The organism is Saccharibacillus sacchari (assembly GCF_037722395.1).
Taxonomy (GTDB): Bacteria; Bacillota; Bacilli; order Paenibacillales; family Paenibacillaceae; genus Saccharibacillus; species Saccharibacillus sacchari_A.
On sequence record NZ_JBBKAR010000034.1, the window covers coordinates 148,437 to 165,311 of the forward strand.

Consider the following 16,875-nt stretch of genomic DNA (forward strand, 5'->3'; position numbering starts at 1 on the left):
CGTTGTTTCCTATGATAAAGATCCAAGGTTAAAGGGAAGACGACCTGAAGTTTAAATTTGGTTTAAAAAATCGGCAAAAAGCCAACATTCGTTCCGCAGAGGAATGTTGGCTTTTACAATTAAATCGCGTCTTTCGCTCCTGTGTTGGATGGGCTGATCTTGGCACGGGAAGCTTTTTTTCCTGTAGAGCCGAGCATTTTCAGCATCATGCCCAGAGAAGGCTTCTGTCCGTAAAGCAGTACGCCATTGCGGTAGACTTTGGCCGACAGCCAGCCCGCAAGCAGCGTGGATACGGCCAGGATCACGATCGGAAGCACGATGTCCGGCAATGCCGGTTCTCCTGCGCCGACACGGGTCAGCAACACCATCGGCGTCAAAAACGGAATGTAGGAAGAGACGACAGCCAGCGTTCCGTTCGGTGCGCCCAATGCGATCATGGAGACGATGAAGGCTGCCATCAGCAGCATGGATACCGGCATCGTTGCCTGACTCAGCTCTTCGCTTCGGCTGACCATCGAACCGGCCGCCGCAAACAACGTGGCGTAGAAGAAATAGCCAAGGATGAACAGCATAGCCGTGACAACCAGCGTTTGCCCGCCCAAAATCGACAGATCGATAGACAAGTTGCCGATCGACAGCGCTTCTCCCGTCCCGCCGAAGCTCATCAGCAATGCGCCGAAGCTAACGATAATCGCAAACTGGAGAATTCCCGCTACGCCTACGCCGAACACTTTGCCCGCCAGCAGTTGGCCGGGGCTGACTTTCGTAATCAGAATCTCTTGAATACGCGAGCCTTTTTCAACCGAGACCGAAGTGGCTACGTTGCCTGCGAACAGATAGATCATGAAGAACATCAGGGTAAGCAGCGCATAGACCGGCATATAGGTCTGGGCGAACGACTTGCCTCCGGCGTTCAGCTCGTTGAGTTCCAGGGAAGGCCGTGCCGTAACCGAAGCCGCCTGCTCCGACGGCAGTCCGAGCGCTTCGACGCGTTCGTTGATATTCAACCGCTCCACATACGTCGACAGATCGGCCGCGAACGGAACGTCTTCCTGACGGTTCACCGACAGCGTGATTTGCGGAGCCGCAGACGCTTCGGCAGCCGGTGCAATCGCGATGATCGCGGACAAATCTTCATTTTGCAGCAACTTCGCTTGATCCGCCTGCTCGCTCTCCGGCACCAGCTTCCATTCGTACAACGAAGATACGGAAGCTTCCAGCCCCTGCGCATCGACCGGAAGCGAAGTCGTATTGACGACGGCAACCGTTCCTTGCGTCGATGTCCCTCCGCCCGTGAGTCTCGGAATAAGCACGATCGCCGCAATCAGTGCGACAAGCAGCACCGTCATCCACAAAAACGATTTGGAACGAATCCGTTCCTTGAACGAATAGCCGAATACGATTCCGAATGATCTCATACCGCTTCCCCCACCTTTTCAATAAAGATTTCATGCAGCGACGGTTCTTTCAGTTCGAACTTGAGCATCGGTACGCCCGCTTGCCCCAGTTCGCGCATCAGCTCGTGTGCCTGTGCCTCGCTGTTCACCTTGAGCGTCCATTCCTGCGCATCCCGCCGAATATCGGTCAGGACGCGCGTGTCCAGAAACGGCGTCAGATCCGCTTCGCTGCGCAAAATCAGGTTGCTGCGTCCGTATGAACGTTTGATATCGGACAAGCGTCCGTCGATCTGCACCCGGCCCCTTTTCAAAATACAAATCTGTTCGCAAAACTGCTCGACCTGCATCATCTGGTGACTGGAGAAGACCAGGGCTTTGCCTTTCGCGATCTGCTCCTTCACCACCGAAGCCAGCATGTCCGCATTGACCGGGTCAAGTCCGCTAAACGGCTCGTCCAGAATGACCAGCTCGGGATCATGGATCAGCGCCGAGATAATCTGTACCTTTTGCTGATTGCCTTTCGACAACTGTTCGACGCGCTTGTGCTCATGCTCCGCGATGCCCAAACGCTCCAGCCAACGCTTCAACGCGCTTTGCGCCGCCGTTTTCTTCATCCCTTCCAGCCGCGCCAGATAGATCAACTGCTCGCTCACCGTCTCTTTCGGATACAATCCGCGCTCCTCCGGCAGGTAGCCGACACTCGGACGATGGGTTAGAAAAGGCTTGCCGTTCCACAGCACTTCGCCGTGTTCGTGTTCCAACAATCCTAGCACCGAGCGGATCGTCGTCGTTTTGCCCGCCCCGTTGCCTCCCAACAATCCAAAAGCTTCGCCCGATCTTACGGTCAACGAGATATCGTCCACCACTTTCTTCTCGCCGTATTGCTTGCCCAAATGTCTGATTTCCAATGTCATCTTATTCTCTCCTTTCGAGTCATGCGCGCTTGCACCCCGTATCCATGCGAATGAAGTATATAGGTGAAATTTAGGTGTGTGTATACAGTGATTAGTGTGTATGTCTATATGCACACTATATTTGCAAGAGGGGGATTTTGTCAACGGTTCGAATAAAAAAAGAAGATCCGATCGAAAGAAGAAAAAGAAAAACGGTGCGAAAAACCGCGTGGTTGCAAGGTTTTCAGGGGAATAATCGTTTGGGATTTTTTGTGATGCGGGGGCTTGGGTGCGTATAGGTGTGCTTATGGGTGTGTATAGAGGTATAAAAAGCTAACCTTGAGCCGCTGCGCGATGTTCAAAAAAAGGCCCGAAACCGAAAAGGCGCTGTAGCGGATATGCGATCCGTTACAGCGCCGCGTTGGCATGCCCATTCGCAGGATTGAAGTGACGCCGCCGCATTTCCGAACGCGAATCCGCGACGCCCGGTAGCTTGGCCAACCTTGATCGGAGGTTTACGTTCGGCAGAGGATTTGTCGAAAAAGTCCATTTTATGCTTTCCCACAAGGGTAAATGGTGATGGTAGTTCCTTCTTCTCCGCTTTCGATGCTCCAGTTCATGTTCATCTCGCGGATCATGAGGTCTACGATGGATAGGCCGATACCGGCACCGGCGGATGGATTGCGGCGGGTGTCGGACGGTTTGGCGGCAGGCTCTGCGATTGTATCGGCAGACCGGGCAAGCTCGCCGGGAGCCGATTTCGCCGAGTCTGGCGCAGGCAACCCCGGTCCCCGATCCCGAATCCGCAACGGGCGGTTCCCGTCAGCGTCGGCTTCGCCCAACGACAGGCCGATATATCGTCCTGCTTTGGCATGGCGCACCGCGTTTTGAAACAGATTGTCGAGAATGCGGACGAACCATTCGCGGTCCACGTTCCAGAACAGGGCCTCGTCGGGCAGGTCGGCTTCGACTTCCATGCCTTCTTTTTCAAAAACGGGATACCACTGCGCGGCGGCGGTTCGGACGATGCGCAGGATATCGGTTTCTTCCAAGCGCATCGGGTAACGGCCTGCGGCGATCAGGGTGTAAGACAGCAGATTGTCGATAAGCCCGCCGAGATCGTCCAGCTTGCGAGACATCAGGCGCAGCGATTGCTGACCACGTTCGCCCAGCGGTTCGCTTTCGAGCGAATACGCATGGCTGCGGATCACGGTCAGCGGAGTTCGGAGATCATGCGACAGGTTGGCGATCAGCTTTTTGCGCAGTTCTTCCTCTTCCCGCTCGCGTTCGCGACCGTCGCGCAGCTTATGCACCATCGCATTGAACGTACCTTCCAGCGCAGCCACTTCGTCTTGGCGCTTATCCGGTCCAACCGGCAAAGGAATACCCGTTTCGTCATAAGCGGTCATGGCCTCCTGCAGACGAATCAGACGTTTGCGAATCCTGTAGAAAAATGCCCAAGACATAAACGCAAACAGAACGAACAACAACAGAAACAGCAATACTCCGGCAATTTGCGAAAATCTGGAGTTCTGATCGGGTACGTTCGTATCCATATGTTCGCGCAAGACTTCGGCAACCAAGAAGCCCTGTCGGGCGTCCCGCATGCTGTCTTCTCCTTCTCCGATAAAAGCGACGACGGAAAAGCCGGAAGAATTATAGGCCGTTGCCCGCTTCATATACTCGGCTGTCCAGCCCGGCGTCCAGACGTCAGGAATGCTTGATTGCTGCGGATTCTCGACGATTGTTCGACCTTTTGCGTCCACGGCGGCAACCGATACCAACGGGTTTTTGATACGAAAAGCTTCAAGCGACTTCACGATCTCCTCCGCCGAAGCTCCATCCAGCGAAGCCGCCAGTTGATGCCAACCCTCTTCCAGGCCCGATAACGAAGCATATTGCTGACCGGATTCGACTTCCTGACGTCCGGGTTGCCAGATGAAATACGTGTAGCCCAAATAAAGGACCATCACGAAAATCAAAATCATCGGCAGCAGAAAAATGGCGAAGCCGACCAGCATCAGATAACGGGCCATTAACGAATGACGGAATTTTCCGGCCGAGCCTTTGCGCCGCTTCATCCCCGTACCCGATAGCCGATGCCGCGAATGGTCTCCACAATCTCCGGATTGCCGGGATCGCGTTCGATTTTTTCCCGCAGATACCGAATATGCACCATCAGAGTCTTGTCTCCGTCGATATAAGGCTCGCCCCATACGGCTTCATAAATTTGTTCCTTCGTCAGGATCTGGCCGAGATGGCGCAGAAAATACATAAAGATATGAAATTGCTTGCCCGTCAGCGCGATTTCTTCGCCGCTTTGCGCATCCTCGACCCGATTCTCATGCTCATGCACCAATAGATGCCCGATACGGCGAGCTTCCGGTTCGGCCGGACTGATTCGCCGCAGCATCACTTCGATCCGGGCCGCCAATTCGTCCGGGTGAAACGGCTTGGTCAAATAATCGTCGGCAAATCGCAATGCTTCGAGCTTATCATCAATCGACGTTCGGGCCGATAACATCATTAGAGGCAAAGCCGGATGATCGCGCTTCAGCCGCTGGCCGACCGTGAATCCGTCCAATCCCGGCAGCATGATATCCAGCACGGCGGCATCGCATGCTCCGGCTGCCTCCGATGCACCGTCGCCGCTTTCCAGCCAGACGACGCCGTAGCCGCGCTCTTCCAGATTGCGCACGACCCATTCGCCGATCTGGCGTTCGTCTTCGATATAGAGTACCGTTTTTTTCGTCACAAATGTAGTCCTCCTGTTTTCGGCGCTTCGGAAACGAAGCTGGATTCCCCTTTGCGCCGCCTTGCGTCCATGATATCAGTATTTGTGCTTCCGGGCACATGTAAAACGCTTTTTTCAATCTTCTTTTCCGCTAAAAACCCCGTTTCTTGCAGCTATGCGCACGGGTAATAACAAGTACGATTTTTGTCCGTTTTCCACTGTGTATGTTCTATTCCATTCCTTCGCTGCCTGCATATAAACGTCCATCCCACGATCCGAGGAGGAACCCCGTCATGACGCCGATCACAATCACATTGCTGCTCGTTGCCGCCGCGCTGGCCGGTGCAACCACCGCCTGGCTCATTGTCCGTTCGAAGCGTATGCGCAAAAAGACCAGTAATATCGTCGATCTGGCCGCTGCTCGCCGTCGCAAAACGCGAGAAGCCTCGCTGAATCCGATCACATCCGACGCCACCAAGCGAAAAGTCGGTTCGGCCAAAGGAGCGGACATTCGCGGGTTCACTCCAAAAAATGCGGATACGCGTCTGCAATCCTGTTCCCGTTGCCAGAAAAAAAGCGACTCGGTCGGGTTCTATGTCGATGAATACGGCAATCTGGTCGGCGTATGCAAAGAATGTCGCAAATCGGCCAAAAACCGTGACCTGATGCCGCTATAACCCGTAACTGATCAACGCTGTCCAGACTCGTTTCCCCTGCACCGGCATCACGGGGAACGCGGGTCTTTTTTGTATGCTCTTTTCCTTTGCGACGTTCGCTCTGTTTCTCGCTTCCCTGTTCACGGGTATACCATCTTGTCGGTGCATGCGCGCCATTCCACTATTCCAACACTCAAGGGGGACTTATCCGATGCTGCTTGAAGCGATTGAACACCGGCCGAAGATGAACTGGGCTTATACGGTTGACAAAGAAACGATTCACCTGCGACTCCGCACGAAAAAAAACGACGTGGAGCGCGTTTTCGTAATCGGAGGAGACAAGTACGCATGGGACCGGACGAAAACAGAGATCCCGATGCGCATTTTTGCGTCCGATGAGTTATTCGACTACTGGGAATGCGAGGCCAAGCCTCCGTACCGTCGTCTGAAATACGGATTCAAGCTGGAAAGCGGAAAAGAAACCGTTTGGATGAACGAAGACGGCTTTCATCATATCGAGCTGACGTCCTCCGATGACTTTTACGAGATCGCCTACATCAATCCCGAAGACATCATCAAGACGCCGGAATGGGCCAAAAACGCCGTGTTTTATCAGATTTTCCCCGAACGCTTCGCGAACGGCGATCCGTCGATCAGCCCGGACAACGTGCAGCCTTGGGGCGGAAAGCCCGAGGTAGACAGCTTCTTCGGCGGCGATCTGGAAGGCGTGCGGCAGCATCTGGATTATATCGCGGATCTTGGGATCAACGCGATCTACTTTACCCCGATCTTCCAGGCGCCGAGCAATCATAAATACGATACGCAGGATTATTTGAAGCTCGATCCGCATTTCGGCGACGAGGCGACGCTCAAGCATCTGATCGAGGAGTGTCACGGACGCGGCATTCGGGTGCTGCTCGACGCCGTGTTCAACCACTCCGGCAAAACGTTTAAACCGTTCGTCGACGTTAAGGAAAAAGGCGCCGACTCCGCGTATGCCGACTGGTTCCACGTCCGCGAATTCCCGATCGACGTCAAAGACGGCATTCCGACGTACGAGACGTTCAGCTTCGAGCCGAACATGCCGAAATTCAATACCGGCAATCCGGACGTCAAAAAATACCTGCTCGAAGCGGCCCGTTACTGGATCGGCGAGATCGGCTTCGACGGCTGGCGGCTGGACGTGGCGGACGAGGTGGACCACCGTTTCTGGCGCGAATTCCAGACGGTCGTCAAAGAAGCCAACCCGGAAGCTTATATCGTCGGCGAGCTGTGGCATGAAGCGACGCCGTGGCTGCAAGGCGACCAATTCGATTCGGCGATGAACTATCCGTTTACGTACGCGGTGCGCGACTTCGTGGCTCTGGGCAAAACGGACGCGCAAAAATTCGCCTACTCGCTGTCCAAGCAACTGGCGCGTTACCCGCTCCCGGTCAGCCAGGCCGCGTTCAACTTGCTGGACAGCCACGACACGGAGCGGATGCTGACCGTGGCGGACGGCGACAAAAACAAGCTGAAGCTGGCCGTCGCCATCCAAATGACCTATCCCGGCACGCCGTGCGTGTATTACGGCGACGAGATCGGCATCGACGGCGGAGCCGACCCGGACTGCCGCAAATGCATGGAATGGGACGAAGACAAGCAGGATCTGGACTTGCGCGATTTTTATAAAACGGTGATCGGTTTGCGGCACGAATATACGGCGCTGCGTACCGGGCATTTCGATATTTTGCACGCGGAAAAAGACGGTCATACGCTGGCTTACCGCCGCGAGGACGAAGAGTCTACGCTGATCGTGGCGCTGAATGTGTCGGACAAAGCGCAGACGCTTAAGATCGATACGAACGGCGGCGACAGCGACGGCGCGACGGCGAAAGCTTGGAGCGTACTGACGGCGGGCGGCGTTAAGCCTTCGCTAACTTCGGAAGATCGTCTCGACGCAAAAAAAGGACGGTTGACCATCGAGCTTCCGGCTTACGGGTATGCGGTGTTGAAGGCGGAGTAGAGCGATGTAACAGGTACAGCGGAACACGATTGAACGCACAAAAAGCCCGGGCCGAACGGAGTCTTCCGTTTACCCGGGCATTTCGCATTCAGCTTCAGTGCTGATGAGACGAACACTCCTTTTTACTACATCTCAAACAACTGAAAACGCCGATCGCTCTCCATCTGCTCCAACAGTGGCGCGGCTCCGGTCAGATCCCTAATCACCCGGTCCCAGAACTTTTGCGCCGGAATATTGTTCGCCAGCTGATGCAGTCCCCAGCGGCCCGGCTTCGTACCGAACACGAGCCTTGCCGCGCGCATGCCGATGCCGGAGCGGCGGTATTTGCGCATAATGAAAAATTGCGACAAATACGCCGCTTCATTTTCCCAAAACTCATGCACCATCGCGAATCCGGCAATCTGTCCATCCGCCAAAATGACATAGGCACAATTGCCGCCCCACTTTTTCCAATACAATTCGAACTCCGGGAAATACGGATATTCGCCGTCCGAACGCACGTCCATCCCCGTAAACTCGCTAAAATCATACAAATACAACTGCCATAACTGCTCAAACATCTTCCGATCCGCGATCCGGGCCTTCCGAATCTCTACGTTGCCGATATCCATTGCAGGTCCCCTAATCTATGTAGTCTGTAAGGCGCGTGTATGAAGCCGGCCTCCTTTGCTTATCTGCCCCTGTATCGTGTATCCTCTAATTTACCAAATGCCTTTCCAAAAATCTATTCGTCCAGTGTCGGCAACGAACCCCGTCTCAAGACGGTTGCCCGGACGGTCTTAGCGGATTATGATAAGAAAAAAAACATGAAGGCAGGGTCAAACGCCCATTTCCTCCAAGGAGTGAACAACCATGATCCACAGCGGCGAGCAAGAACCCTCGATCCGTCTGATAGAAGATACCCTGCTGCCGGACGTTCAACTGGAGAGCATCGATCCGTTCAACCCGGTTGTCGTGCATCTCACGCCTACGGGTTGGACGCTGCTAGGTGCCGGCAATTACGCCGCCGTTTTCGAGCACCCTTCGCTTCCCGGCAAGGTCGTCAAAATCTACGCGCCCGGACGTCCCGGTTGGCGGGAAGAATGCGACGTCTACGAGCGACTCGGCACGCATCCGGCGTATTCGACGCTGTATGCCGCGAACGCACTGGGCGACCACTATTACCTGGTGCTGAAAAAGCTCGAAGGCAAGACCTTTTACAATTGTCTGCGAGACGGCACGTATATCCCTTCGAAAGCGGTGCGGGATATCGACAAAGCGCTCGATTACGCCCGCTCCCGCGGCTTGAATCCGAAAGATGTGCACGGCAAAAACGTTATGCTCAAAGACGGTCGCGGCCTGGTCGTGGACATCTCCGACTTCCTGCAAGCCGGACCGTGCGTGATGTGGAAAGATTTCAAGAAAGCTTATTCCAAACTCTACAAGCCGTTGATGCCGAAAAAACACACCTTCCCCATGCCCGACTGGTCGATGGACATGATCCGCTACGTGTATCGCCGCCTGCGCAAAAAAGCCCGCCTTGACGGCCGGCATCCGCAAGGGAAGCGGTATAAGGTAAAAGCGCGGAAGTCGAGTTAAGGGTTGCGTGGAGAGCGGAACAAATCGAAGGCAATAGAAGTCCGGAGGAGTCGAAAACAGGCAGGATAGGCATCGTAGTCGCAGAAAAGCACCGAGCATGAAGAAAAAGCGAAAGCAGGCGGCGAAGACGGACGAGCTACATTGTCTTTTTGGCTATGTAGAACATTCCGATTGCCGCTTTTGAACAGCTATGTTGATCTTTTGGCAATGTAGAGCATGCTCAGAGCTTGAATTTGCTGCACTGAAGTCCTGCACGTTGCCGAAAAGTCAACGTAACTCGCAAATGAACGAATGTTCCTGCTCTACGTTGCTTATCAAACAACGTAGAGCGCTTCCCGATTGAAACAGCGACCGAAACGAGCTTTCCCGACGTCACTTCCGTTTAACCTACTTATCCCTAGCAAAAAAGGCCGGCTCAATTGCGAGCCGGCCTTCCCTTTTTCACAACACTTTTTCCAAGAAACTGATCGTGCGTTCGTGCTTCGGATTACCGAACACTTCTTCCGGCGTGCCTTCTTCCACGATGTAGCCACCGTCCATGAAGATGACACGATTTCCCACTTCGCGCGCAAATCCCATCTCGTGCGTGACGATGATCATCGTCATGCCTTCACGGGCCAAATCCTGCATAACGCCTAGCACCTCGCCGACCATCTCCGGGTCAAGCGCGGAAGTCGGTTCGTCAAACAGCATAACATCCGGATTCATGGCAAGCGCGCGGGCGATCGCTACGCGCTGCTTCTGACCGCCCGACAGCGATGCGGGAAACGCGTTGGCTTTATCGGCAAGACCGACTCGTTCAAGCAATCCTAATGCCGTTTTTTCGGCTTCGGCTTTCGTTTGCTTTTTCAGCTCGACCGGCGCGAACGTGATGTTCTGAAGCACCGTCTTATGCGGAAATAGATTGAAGTGCTGGAACACCATGCCGATATTTTCGCGGATTTTGTTAATGTCCGAATTTTTATCGTTCAGATCGTGGTCGTCTACAATAACTTTGCCGGCAGTGATTTCTTCCAACAGGTTAAGACAACGCAGGAAGGTACTTTTGCCGGAACCCGAAGGTCCGATAACGCAAACAACTTCGCCTTCCCGAACCTCCATATCGATGCCTTTGAGTACTTCGTTGCTGCCGTAACTTTTTTTGAGGCCGGTAACTTTAACTTTATCCACGGCTTACTCTCCTTTCGAGACGATCCGCAATCTTGGTGAGGATCGTGATGACGATCAGGTACATGATGCCGATCGTCAACCACACTTCAAACGATTGGAACGTCCGAGCCACGACCAGCTTACCCGACTGAGTAAGTTCGACCAGACCGATGATAGACATGATCGAAGTATCTTTCAGCGTAATGACCATCTGGTTGATAAACGAAGGCACCATCACTTTGATCGCTTGTGGCAAGATGATTTTACGCATCGCAGTCTGATAAGGGACGCCCAGCGAACGTGCCGCTTCCATCTGGCCCTTATCGATCGACTGGATACCGCCGCGGATGATTTCCGTCACATAGGCACCCGCGTTCAACGACAGCGCAAGAATAGCCGCCGTCCAGATCGGCATCGTGAAGTTCAGAGCCTGAGGAATCGCAAAGTAAATGAAGAAGGCCAAAATCAGCAGCGGGATGCCGCGGAAGATATCGACGAATGCCGTAGCGATCCCTCGCAACGCTTTGTTATGGCTAACTTTCATCGATCCGAAGATCAGACCTAAAATAAAGGCAAAGAATAACGAAATGAGCGTGTAATACACGGTGTATCCGAGACCTTTGAGAAAAGCGGGCATAGAAGCCCAGATCAGTTCGAATCCGCTCATTTGCGGAGTTGCGGCGATTTCGATTTCCCCGCCTTCCGATACGGACGATTCACCCAGATACTTCGCTACGGCTTCATCATATTTTCCGTTTGCTTTAATATTGGCCAAACCTTGATTGAACATTTTGAGAAGTTCGGCATTTTGGCCTTTTTTCACAGCAAATCCGTACGCGCCGCCCGGTTCTTTCGGCAGCGGCATTTTCATTCCGTTGCCTTGCGCTATCCCGTAAGCGACGACAGGATAATCTTCGAAGTAAGCCACCGATCCTCCTGCTTTGACTTCTTCGATCAACTGCGGTGAATCATCGAAGGTGACGATCGTAAATCCGTATTGATCTTTGATCGATTCCGCGAATGTCGCCCCTTCCGTACCGGTCTTAACCGCTACGCGCTGGCCGCGCAAGTCTTCATACGACAAGATCGCGCTGTTATTGGCGTCCACGCCCATGATCGGACCCGATTGGAAGTATTCTTCCGAAAAATCGAAGACCTGCTTGCGCTCGTCGGTAATGCTCATGCCGGCGATGACACCGTCAACGTTGCCGGATTGAAGCGCTTGGACTGCCGCGTTAAAACCCAGCGGTTGAAGACGATACTCAAAGCCCTGATCCTCGGCGATCGCCTTGAGCAAATCAAGGTCGATGCCTACGTAATTACCGCTGGCGTCCTGGTACTCGAACGGCGGGAACGTCGTGTCAGTCGCAATGGTGTACGTCTTCTTCGCTTCGGCGGCTTGCGCCGATGGCACCAAACTTCCCGCGAACGAGAAGAAGAAAATCAATAAAACCAAAAACCCCGTAATCTTTTTCTGAATGTGCATAATTTCCTCCAGTCGCTCGGCGCGGCTTTAGAATTTTCTCTCCATTTTACATGACCTGTGAACTATTGACTACGTTTATCTATTAAAAATTTTAATAAGGAATATAAAACCGCGTTATGGATCTTCCGCGCTTTGTTACGTTACATGCCGTGTAAGTTGGATAAAAACGAATTTCGAAACGTTATGATTTTGAACGATTACATTGGCTTTTTTGAAAGATAAATGCTTGAAACGGTTGGTTCGTCTTTTCTTGTTCTTTTACAAAAAGCCACTTCACGATGCGCCTGTGAAAGATTACCCTTTTGCGGATGAAAGGTTAACACCTTTTCTTTTAATGTTTGCTGGAAATTCAAAGCGTTCCCGTTCCAAAAAAGCGTAAGTTTTATTTTAAATTGATCGTAATTTAGTTTTTTAAAATTTTTATGCCGTTTTGGCTTGAAAGGCATTGAAAATTAGAAATCTTGTTACTATAATATACCTATGTGTTTTTGATAACGAAAAAATTCGGCTTTCAGAGAGGAAGTTTCCACAATGACAAACGCTAAATTCGCCAAGCTATTCGACAAAGTTCAATTGAACGACGGCATTACCCTGCAAAACCGGATCGTACTCGCACCTATGACTCACTCTTCGTCCAACGAAGACCTGAGCGTATCGGATGCCGAACTCACCTATTACGAACGCCGCACAGACAAATTGGGACTCGCGATCACAGCGGTCGCACACGTGATGCCGGGCGGGATCGGCTTCCAAAACCAATTTGCCGCATTCGGTGAAGAAAATCTTCCGGGTCTGACCCAACTTGCAACTTCGCTTAAAAAAGGCGGCGCCAAAGCCGTTCTGCAAATCTTCCACGCCGGTATTCAAGGCCCTCGCGCGCTCGTTCCGAACGGCGACGTGGTCGGTCCGAGCGCGATCGAGCTGCAAGACGGTTCCAGCGCGCGCGAACTGAGCCACGAAGAGATCGAGTCGATCGTGCTGGACTTCGGACGCGCGACGGAACTTGCGATCCGCGCAGGCTTCGACGGCGTCGAAATCCACGGCGCCAACGGCTACCTGATCCAACAATTCTTCTCCGGTTGGTCCAACCGTCGTACCGACAAATGGGGCGGCGACGTTGAACAACGCCTGACGTTCCCGCTCGCTGTCGTGGACGAAGTGCAACGCGCCGCGTCCGAGCATGCCAAAACGCCTTTCATCGTCGGATACCGTTTCTCGCCGGAAGAGCCGCAAGAAGAAGGGCTGACCATGGACCATACTTTCGCGCTGCTGAACGCTCTCTCCGCCAAAAACCTCAGCTACCTGCACGTATCGCTGATGGAGTACAATTCCAAGCCACGCCGCGGCGGCGATCTGGAGCGCACTCGCCTGGAACAAATCGTCGAAGCATCCGGCAACGTTCCGGTGATCGGCGTCGGCGGCGTTCATACGCCGGACCAAGCCGTTGAAGCGATCGAACTCGGCGCAGCCATGGTAGCTCTCGGCCGCGAACTGATCGTCGAGCCGGATTGGGTAGAAAAAGTCGAGCAAGGACAAGAAGCGGAGATCGCCGTGACGTTGACGACGGCCGATCAAAACCGTCTCGTGATCCCGGATCAACTGTGGGGCATGATCGTCGGTCTGCCGGGCTGGTTCCCGGTCGTCGAACCGGCAGCCGAGTAACACCGATTCCGCGGCGAACAGAACCGGCCGCGATCGGACAATGGCGTTGTCCTCGATCGAGCAACGGCCGCCTTCCTATCCCGCGTTTGCATACAAAAAAGAACCTCGTTTCCGCCGGATGGCGGAGCGAGGTTCTTTTACATGCGGGAAGCGAATAGCAACGCGCCCGACTCGCGGATTGTATGTTCTTTAAGGCAAAGCCAGCTTCCCCAATACCGTCGGGCGGGAAGCGCCGGTCGCGGAAGGCAGATGGTTGGGCACGCCGCGCAAAAAATCGTTGCCGAGCAAAGCGAAAATGACCGCTTCTTTGGCGTCGTCGTCCACGCCGAATTCGTTCGACGAGCAAACCGCCTGCTCCGGCAGCAGTTCGGCCAGCATTTCCATCAGCGCGGCATTGCGGGCGCCGCCGCCGGAAACGACGATCTCGTCGATCCGGCAGCGCGGGAACACGAAATCCGTATAGCTTTGCGCGATCGAACGCGCGGTGAAAGCGGTCGCGGTCGCCACGATGTCGGCGTCGCTCAACGCAAAATCGCGGCGCGCACGCTCTACGAAGTCCGCCGTGTAGGCTTTGCCGAACACTTCGCGCCCTGTCGATTTGGGCGGCGCCTGGCGGAAAAACGGATGCTTCAGCATCTCGTCCACCAGCGATTCGCAAGGCGTGCCGGAAGCACCCCATGCGCCTCCGGCGTCATAGGTCATCCGCCCGCCGCTAAGCAGCCAGACGGCTTGGTCGATCACCATATTGCCCGGTCCCGTATCGAACGCGAACACGTCTTCCGGGTTCGCCGAAGCGGGCAGCGCCGTGCAGTTGCCGATGCCCCCGATATTTTGCAGCAGGCGTCCGCGCGCTTCGTCGCGGAACAAGATCAGGTCGCCGTACGGCGCGAGCGGCGCGCCTTGACCGCCCACCGCCATATCGCCCGGCCGGAAATCGCCGACAACCGGCACGCCGAGTCGTTTGGACAGTACGGACAGGTCGCCGATTTGTAGCGTCGAACGAACAGCGGCGGGATCGCGGCTTTGCAGATCGGAGCCGCCGGTCCGGTCGCGTTCCCCCGGAATATGCCAGACCGTCTGCCCGTGCGAGCTGACGAAATCCACGTCCTGCATAGACAGCCCCGCCTGGCGCACCGCTTCCCGTGCGGCTTCGGCGAAGATCTCCGCCAGCAGCGCGTTCATGCCGCAGATCTCGTCGACGCGCGAGCGCTCCGGCACGCACAGGTCTTTGAGCCGCTCGCGCAACTCGTCGCCGTAAGGTCGGCTGTACGCATGCAGCAGCTTCGCTTTCGCGGACAAGCCGCCGCCTTCGATCCGCACCACGGCGGCATCCACGCCGTCGAGCGAAGTGCCGGACATCAGGCCGACGGCGATCGCCGAATCGCGGTCGAACGAGATCCGGATCATGGCCGGATTCCCCAGCCGACCGGATACCGTTCGCCGAGCGATACCGGCAAACGGCCGCGAAACGGAATGCGGCCGAGCAGCGCTGTAGCCGCGCTTCGCAGCGCGAGCGGACGGCTTTCGTAAACGGCGACGTAAGCCGGGACGTCCGGGAATTCCAGCAGATCGTACGGATCGCGCAGCGCGACGACGGCAAGCGGCTTGCCGAGTTCCGTCAGCCGTCGAACGAGAACCGCCTGCGCGGGATTGAACCGCGCGTTATACGTGCCGACGACGATCTGCTCCGTATCGGAACGCCTCGCTTCGATCAACAGTCGTTCCTGTTCGGCTTCCACGCCGTCCGCGCCGACGATGACGTCGATCACGTCCAGGCCAAGCTCCGCCAGTTCATAGCCAAGCCCCCGCGTTCCGGCGATCGACTCGTCGACGAACGCGGTCACGTTGGCGGAACAGGTCACGACCAGCGTGCGGGCGGCGCGCAGCGGCAACACGGCGCGTTCGTTGCGAACCAGCGTCACGCTGTTTTCGCTGACGCGGCGTGCCGTTTCCAGCGACTCGGGAGCGCGCAAGCCTGCGAACAGCCCGTCGGAACCGCCTTTACCCGGCGAAATCTCCCCGGCTTCCGCGCCCGCACGATCGCTTTGACCCTCTCGGCGCGCGGCCTGTTCCGCCTGCTTCCGACGCACAAACGCCTTGCTTCCGTACAGATCCTCCGGCACCATTTCTTCGCTTGCCGCAAGACCGGACTTCCCGCCGCTCTCCGCGTCGGCTTTCTCCGCCCCGCCTTTAACGCCTCGGGCTTCCGCCGCTTCCCCCAACAGCTTGCGCGCCGTTTCCGGCGTCAGCAATCCCCGCTTCCACTTCATGCGCAGCAGTCGCCGCACCGAGTCGTCGATCCGGGATTCGGCGATCCGGCCGCTTTGCACCGCGTTTTCCAACGCGTTCAGCGCCGCTCCCTGCCGATCCAGCCGGTGGCTGACCAGCACCTGATCCGCGCCCGCGAGCACGGCCAGCACGGACGCTTCCGCCACGCCGTAATGCTCGGCGATCGCGTTCATTTCCATGCAGTCCGTGGTGATGATGCCGTCGAATCCCAACTCTTCCCGCAGCAGCCCCGTCAATACGGCAGGCGACAGCGTGACCGGAAGCTTGGCTTCCTCCAGCGCCGGAAAATAAATATGGGCCGACATCACGGCGTCCACGCCTTGTTTCACCGCCTGCTTGAACGGCACCAACTCCACCCGGTCCATCCGCGCCCGATCATGCGGCACCGTCGGCAGATCCAGATGCGAATCGACGTCGGTATCGCCGTGACCCGGAAAATGTTTCGCCGTCGCGCCCACGCCCGCATCCTGCAAGCCCCCGATCGTCGCCGCGCCGAACGCCGCCGCGATTTCCGGCGATTCGCCGAACGAACGCACGCCGATCACGGGATTGGCCGGGTTATTATTGACGTCGAGCACCGGCGCGTAGTTCAGGTTGATCCCGAGACTGCGCAGCTCCCGACCGGAAATATACGCGCAGCGGTACGCGTCTTCGGTCGAACCGGCCGCGGCGATCGCCATCTGCCCCGGCATCAGCGTCACGCCTTCCGTGATGCGCGCGACCATGCCGCCTTCCTGGTCGATCGAGATCCACAGCGGCGGCACGCCGTTGGCTTCGGCTGCTTCCTGAAGCTCGCGCGTCAGCGCGGCCACCTGCTCCGGCGAAGACACGTTGCGGGAAAAGTAAATGATGCCGCCCGTGCGGTACGCCGCGATCAACTGCATGGCGGCGGCGTTCATCGTGCGCCCGTCAAAACCGCCGAGCAGCATTTGACCGAGCTTGCCGCGCAAGTCCAGGCTGCCCAGCAGCAATTCGATCCATTTTCCCGCTTCGGCAGTCGCTTCGGCTTGTTGTTCGGTCATCGCA

Annotated in this window: 13 protein-coding genes; 4 read left to right on the plus strand and 9 right to left on the minus strand. The window is 55.7% G+C overall.

All coding sequences use genetic code 11. The features are described from left to right. Nucleotides 1–119: 119 nt before the first annotated feature. From WKI47_RS13385 to WKI47_RS13400, 4 genes are all read right to left on the minus strand, one after another. Nucleotides 120–1,418 (minus strand): ABC transporter permease, encoded by a 1,299-nt coding sequence (locus tag WKI47_RS13385; protein WP_340227644.1) that lies wholly within the window; start codon nucleotides 1,416–1,418, stop codon nucleotides 120–122. Continuing rightward, nucleotides 1,415–2,311: an ABC transporter ATP-binding protein gene (locus WKI47_RS13390; protein ID WP_340227645.1), complete on the minus strand. Its 897-nt coding sequence runs from the start codon at nucleotides 2,309–2,311 to the stop codon at nucleotides 1,415–1,417. Before WKI47_RS13390 ends, WKI47_RS13385 begins: the two co-directional genes overlap by 4 nt. 530 nt (nucleotides 2,312–2,841) lie before the next feature. Continuing rightward, a complete protein-coding gene (locus tag WKI47_RS13395) occupies nucleotides 2,842–4,371 on the minus strand; it encodes a HAMP domain-containing sensor histidine kinase (RefSeq protein ID WP_340227646.1) in 1,530 nt (509 codons plus the stop codon). Then, nucleotides 4,368–5,045 carry a response regulator transcription factor gene (locus WKI47_RS13400; RefSeq protein WP_340227647.1) on the minus strand — a complete coding sequence of 226 codons (678 nt, stop codon included), beginning with the start codon at nucleotides 5,043–5,045 and terminating at the stop codon, nucleotides 4,368–4,370. The genes WKI47_RS13395 and WKI47_RS13400 overlap by 4 nt, the downstream gene beginning before the upstream one ends. Before the next feature lie 272 nt (nucleotides 5,046–5,317). Here WKI47_RS13400 and WKI47_RS13405 point away from each other — a divergent pair, with 272 nt between their 5' ends. Then, complete coding sequence (locus WKI47_RS13405) at nucleotides 5,318–5,701, plus strand: hypothetical protein (RefSeq protein ID WP_340227648.1); 384 nt, start codon at nucleotides 5,318–5,320, stop codon at nucleotides 5,699–5,701. Nucleotides 5,702–5,891: 190 nt separating this feature from the next. Further along, on the plus strand, nucleotides 5,892–7,685 hold the full coding sequence (locus WKI47_RS13410) for an alpha-glycosidase (RefSeq protein ID WP_340227649.1): 1,794 nt from the start codon (nucleotides 5,892–5,894) through the stop codon (nucleotides 7,683–7,685). Between the two features lie 125 nt (nucleotides 7,686–7,810). On the opposite strand, the gene WKI47_RS13415 is transcribed toward WKI47_RS13410, so the two are convergent. After that, nucleotides 7,811–8,296 (minus strand): GNAT family N-acetyltransferase, encoded by a 486-nt coding sequence (locus WKI47_RS13415; RefSeq protein WP_340227650.1) that lies wholly within the window; start codon nucleotides 8,294–8,296, stop codon nucleotides 7,811–7,813. A gap of 241 nt (nucleotides 8,297–8,537) precedes the next feature. On the opposite strand from WKI47_RS13415, the gene WKI47_RS13420 reads away from it, so the two are divergent. Further along, complete coding sequence (locus WKI47_RS13420) at nucleotides 8,538–9,263, plus strand: serine/threonine protein kinase (RefSeq protein ID WP_340227651.1); 726 nt, start codon at nucleotides 8,538–8,540, stop codon at nucleotides 9,261–9,263. A gap of 441 nt (nucleotides 9,264–9,704) precedes the next feature. Here WKI47_RS13420 and WKI47_RS13425 read toward each other — a convergent pair whose 3' ends face one another. Beyond that, nucleotides 9,705–10,433, minus strand: a complete 729-nt coding sequence (locus tag WKI47_RS13425; protein WP_340227652.1) for an amino acid ABC transporter ATP-binding protein — start codon at nucleotides 10,431–10,433, stop codon at nucleotides 9,705–9,707. Next, nucleotides 10,426–11,898 carry an amino acid ABC transporter substrate-binding protein/permease gene (locus WKI47_RS13430; RefSeq protein WP_340227653.1) on the minus strand — a complete coding sequence of 491 codons (1,473 nt, stop codon included), beginning with the start codon at nucleotides 11,896–11,898 and terminating at the stop codon, nucleotides 10,426–10,428. The genes WKI47_RS13425 and WKI47_RS13430 overlap by 8 nt, the downstream gene beginning before the upstream one ends. Before the next feature lie 531 nt (nucleotides 11,899–12,429). On the opposite strand from WKI47_RS13430, the gene WKI47_RS13435 reads away from it, so the two are divergent. Then, on the plus strand, nucleotides 12,430–13,560 hold the full coding sequence (locus tag WKI47_RS13435) for an NADH-dependent flavin oxidoreductase (RefSeq protein ID WP_340227654.1): 1,131 nt from the start codon (nucleotides 12,430–12,432) through the stop codon (nucleotides 13,558–13,560). 189 nt (nucleotides 13,561–13,749) lie between these two features. On the opposite strand, the gene WKI47_RS13440 is transcribed toward WKI47_RS13435, so the two are convergent. Together WKI47_RS13440 and nagZ are read right to left on the minus strand one after the other, a co-directional pair. Beyond that, nucleotides 13,750–14,967 carry an anhydro-N-acetylmuramic acid kinase gene (locus WKI47_RS13440; RefSeq protein ID WP_340227655.1) on the minus strand — a complete coding sequence of 406 codons (1,218 nt, stop codon included), beginning with the start codon at nucleotides 14,965–14,967 and terminating at the stop codon, nucleotides 13,750–13,752. Then, a complete protein-coding gene (gene nagZ / locus WKI47_RS13445) occupies nucleotides 14,964–16,871 on the minus strand; it encodes a beta-N-acetylhexosaminidase (protein ID WP_340227656.1) in 1,908 nt (635 codons plus the stop codon). The genes WKI47_RS13440 and nagZ overlap by 4 nt, the downstream gene beginning before the upstream one ends. Nucleotides 16,872–16,875: the final 4 nt, after the last annotated feature.

Bases quoted from the DNA above. Each gene is read 5' to 3' on its own strand.
- WKI47_RS13385 (WP_340227644.1), bottom strand. From the start codon at position 1,418: ATGAGATCATTCGGAATCGTATTCGGCTATTCGTTCAAGGAACGGATT.
- WKI47_RS13405 (WP_340227648.1), top strand. From the start codon at position 5,318: ATGACGCCGATCACAATCACATTGCTGCTCGTTGCCGCCGCGCTGGCC.
- WKI47_RS13420 (WP_340227651.1), top strand. From the start codon at position 8,538: ATGATCCACAGCGGCGAGCAAGAACCCTCGATCCGTCTGATAGAAGAT.
- WKI47_RS13390 (WP_340227645.1), bottom strand. From the start codon at position 2,311: ATGACATTGGAAATCAGACATTTGGGCAAGCAATACGGCGAGAAGAAA.
- WKI47_RS13415 (WP_340227650.1), bottom strand. From the start codon at position 8,296: ATGGATATCGGCAACGTAGAGATTCGGAAGGCCCGGATCGCGGATCGG.
- WKI47_RS13430 (WP_340227653.1), bottom strand. From the start codon at position 11,898: ATGCACATTCAGAAAAAGATTACGGGGTTTTTGGTTTTATTGATTTTC.
- WKI47_RS13435 (WP_340227654.1), top strand. From the start codon at position 12,430: ATGACAAACGCTAAATTCGCCAAGCTATTCGACAAAGTTCAATTGAAC.
- WKI47_RS13440 (WP_340227655.1), bottom strand. From the start codon at position 14,967: ATGATCCGGATCTCGTTCGACCGCGATTCGGCGATCGCCGTCGGCCTG.
- WKI47_RS13395 (WP_340227646.1), bottom strand. From the start codon at position 4,371: ATGAAGCGGCGCAAAGGCTCGGCCGGAAAATTCCGTCATTCGTTAATG.
- WKI47_RS13410 (WP_340227649.1), top strand. From the start codon at position 5,892: ATGCTGCTTGAAGCGATTGAACACCGGCCGAAGATGAACTGGGCTTAT.
- nagZ (WP_340227656.1), bottom strand. From the start codon at position 16,871: ATGACCGAACAACAAGCCGAAGCGACTGCCGAAGCGGGAAAATGGATC.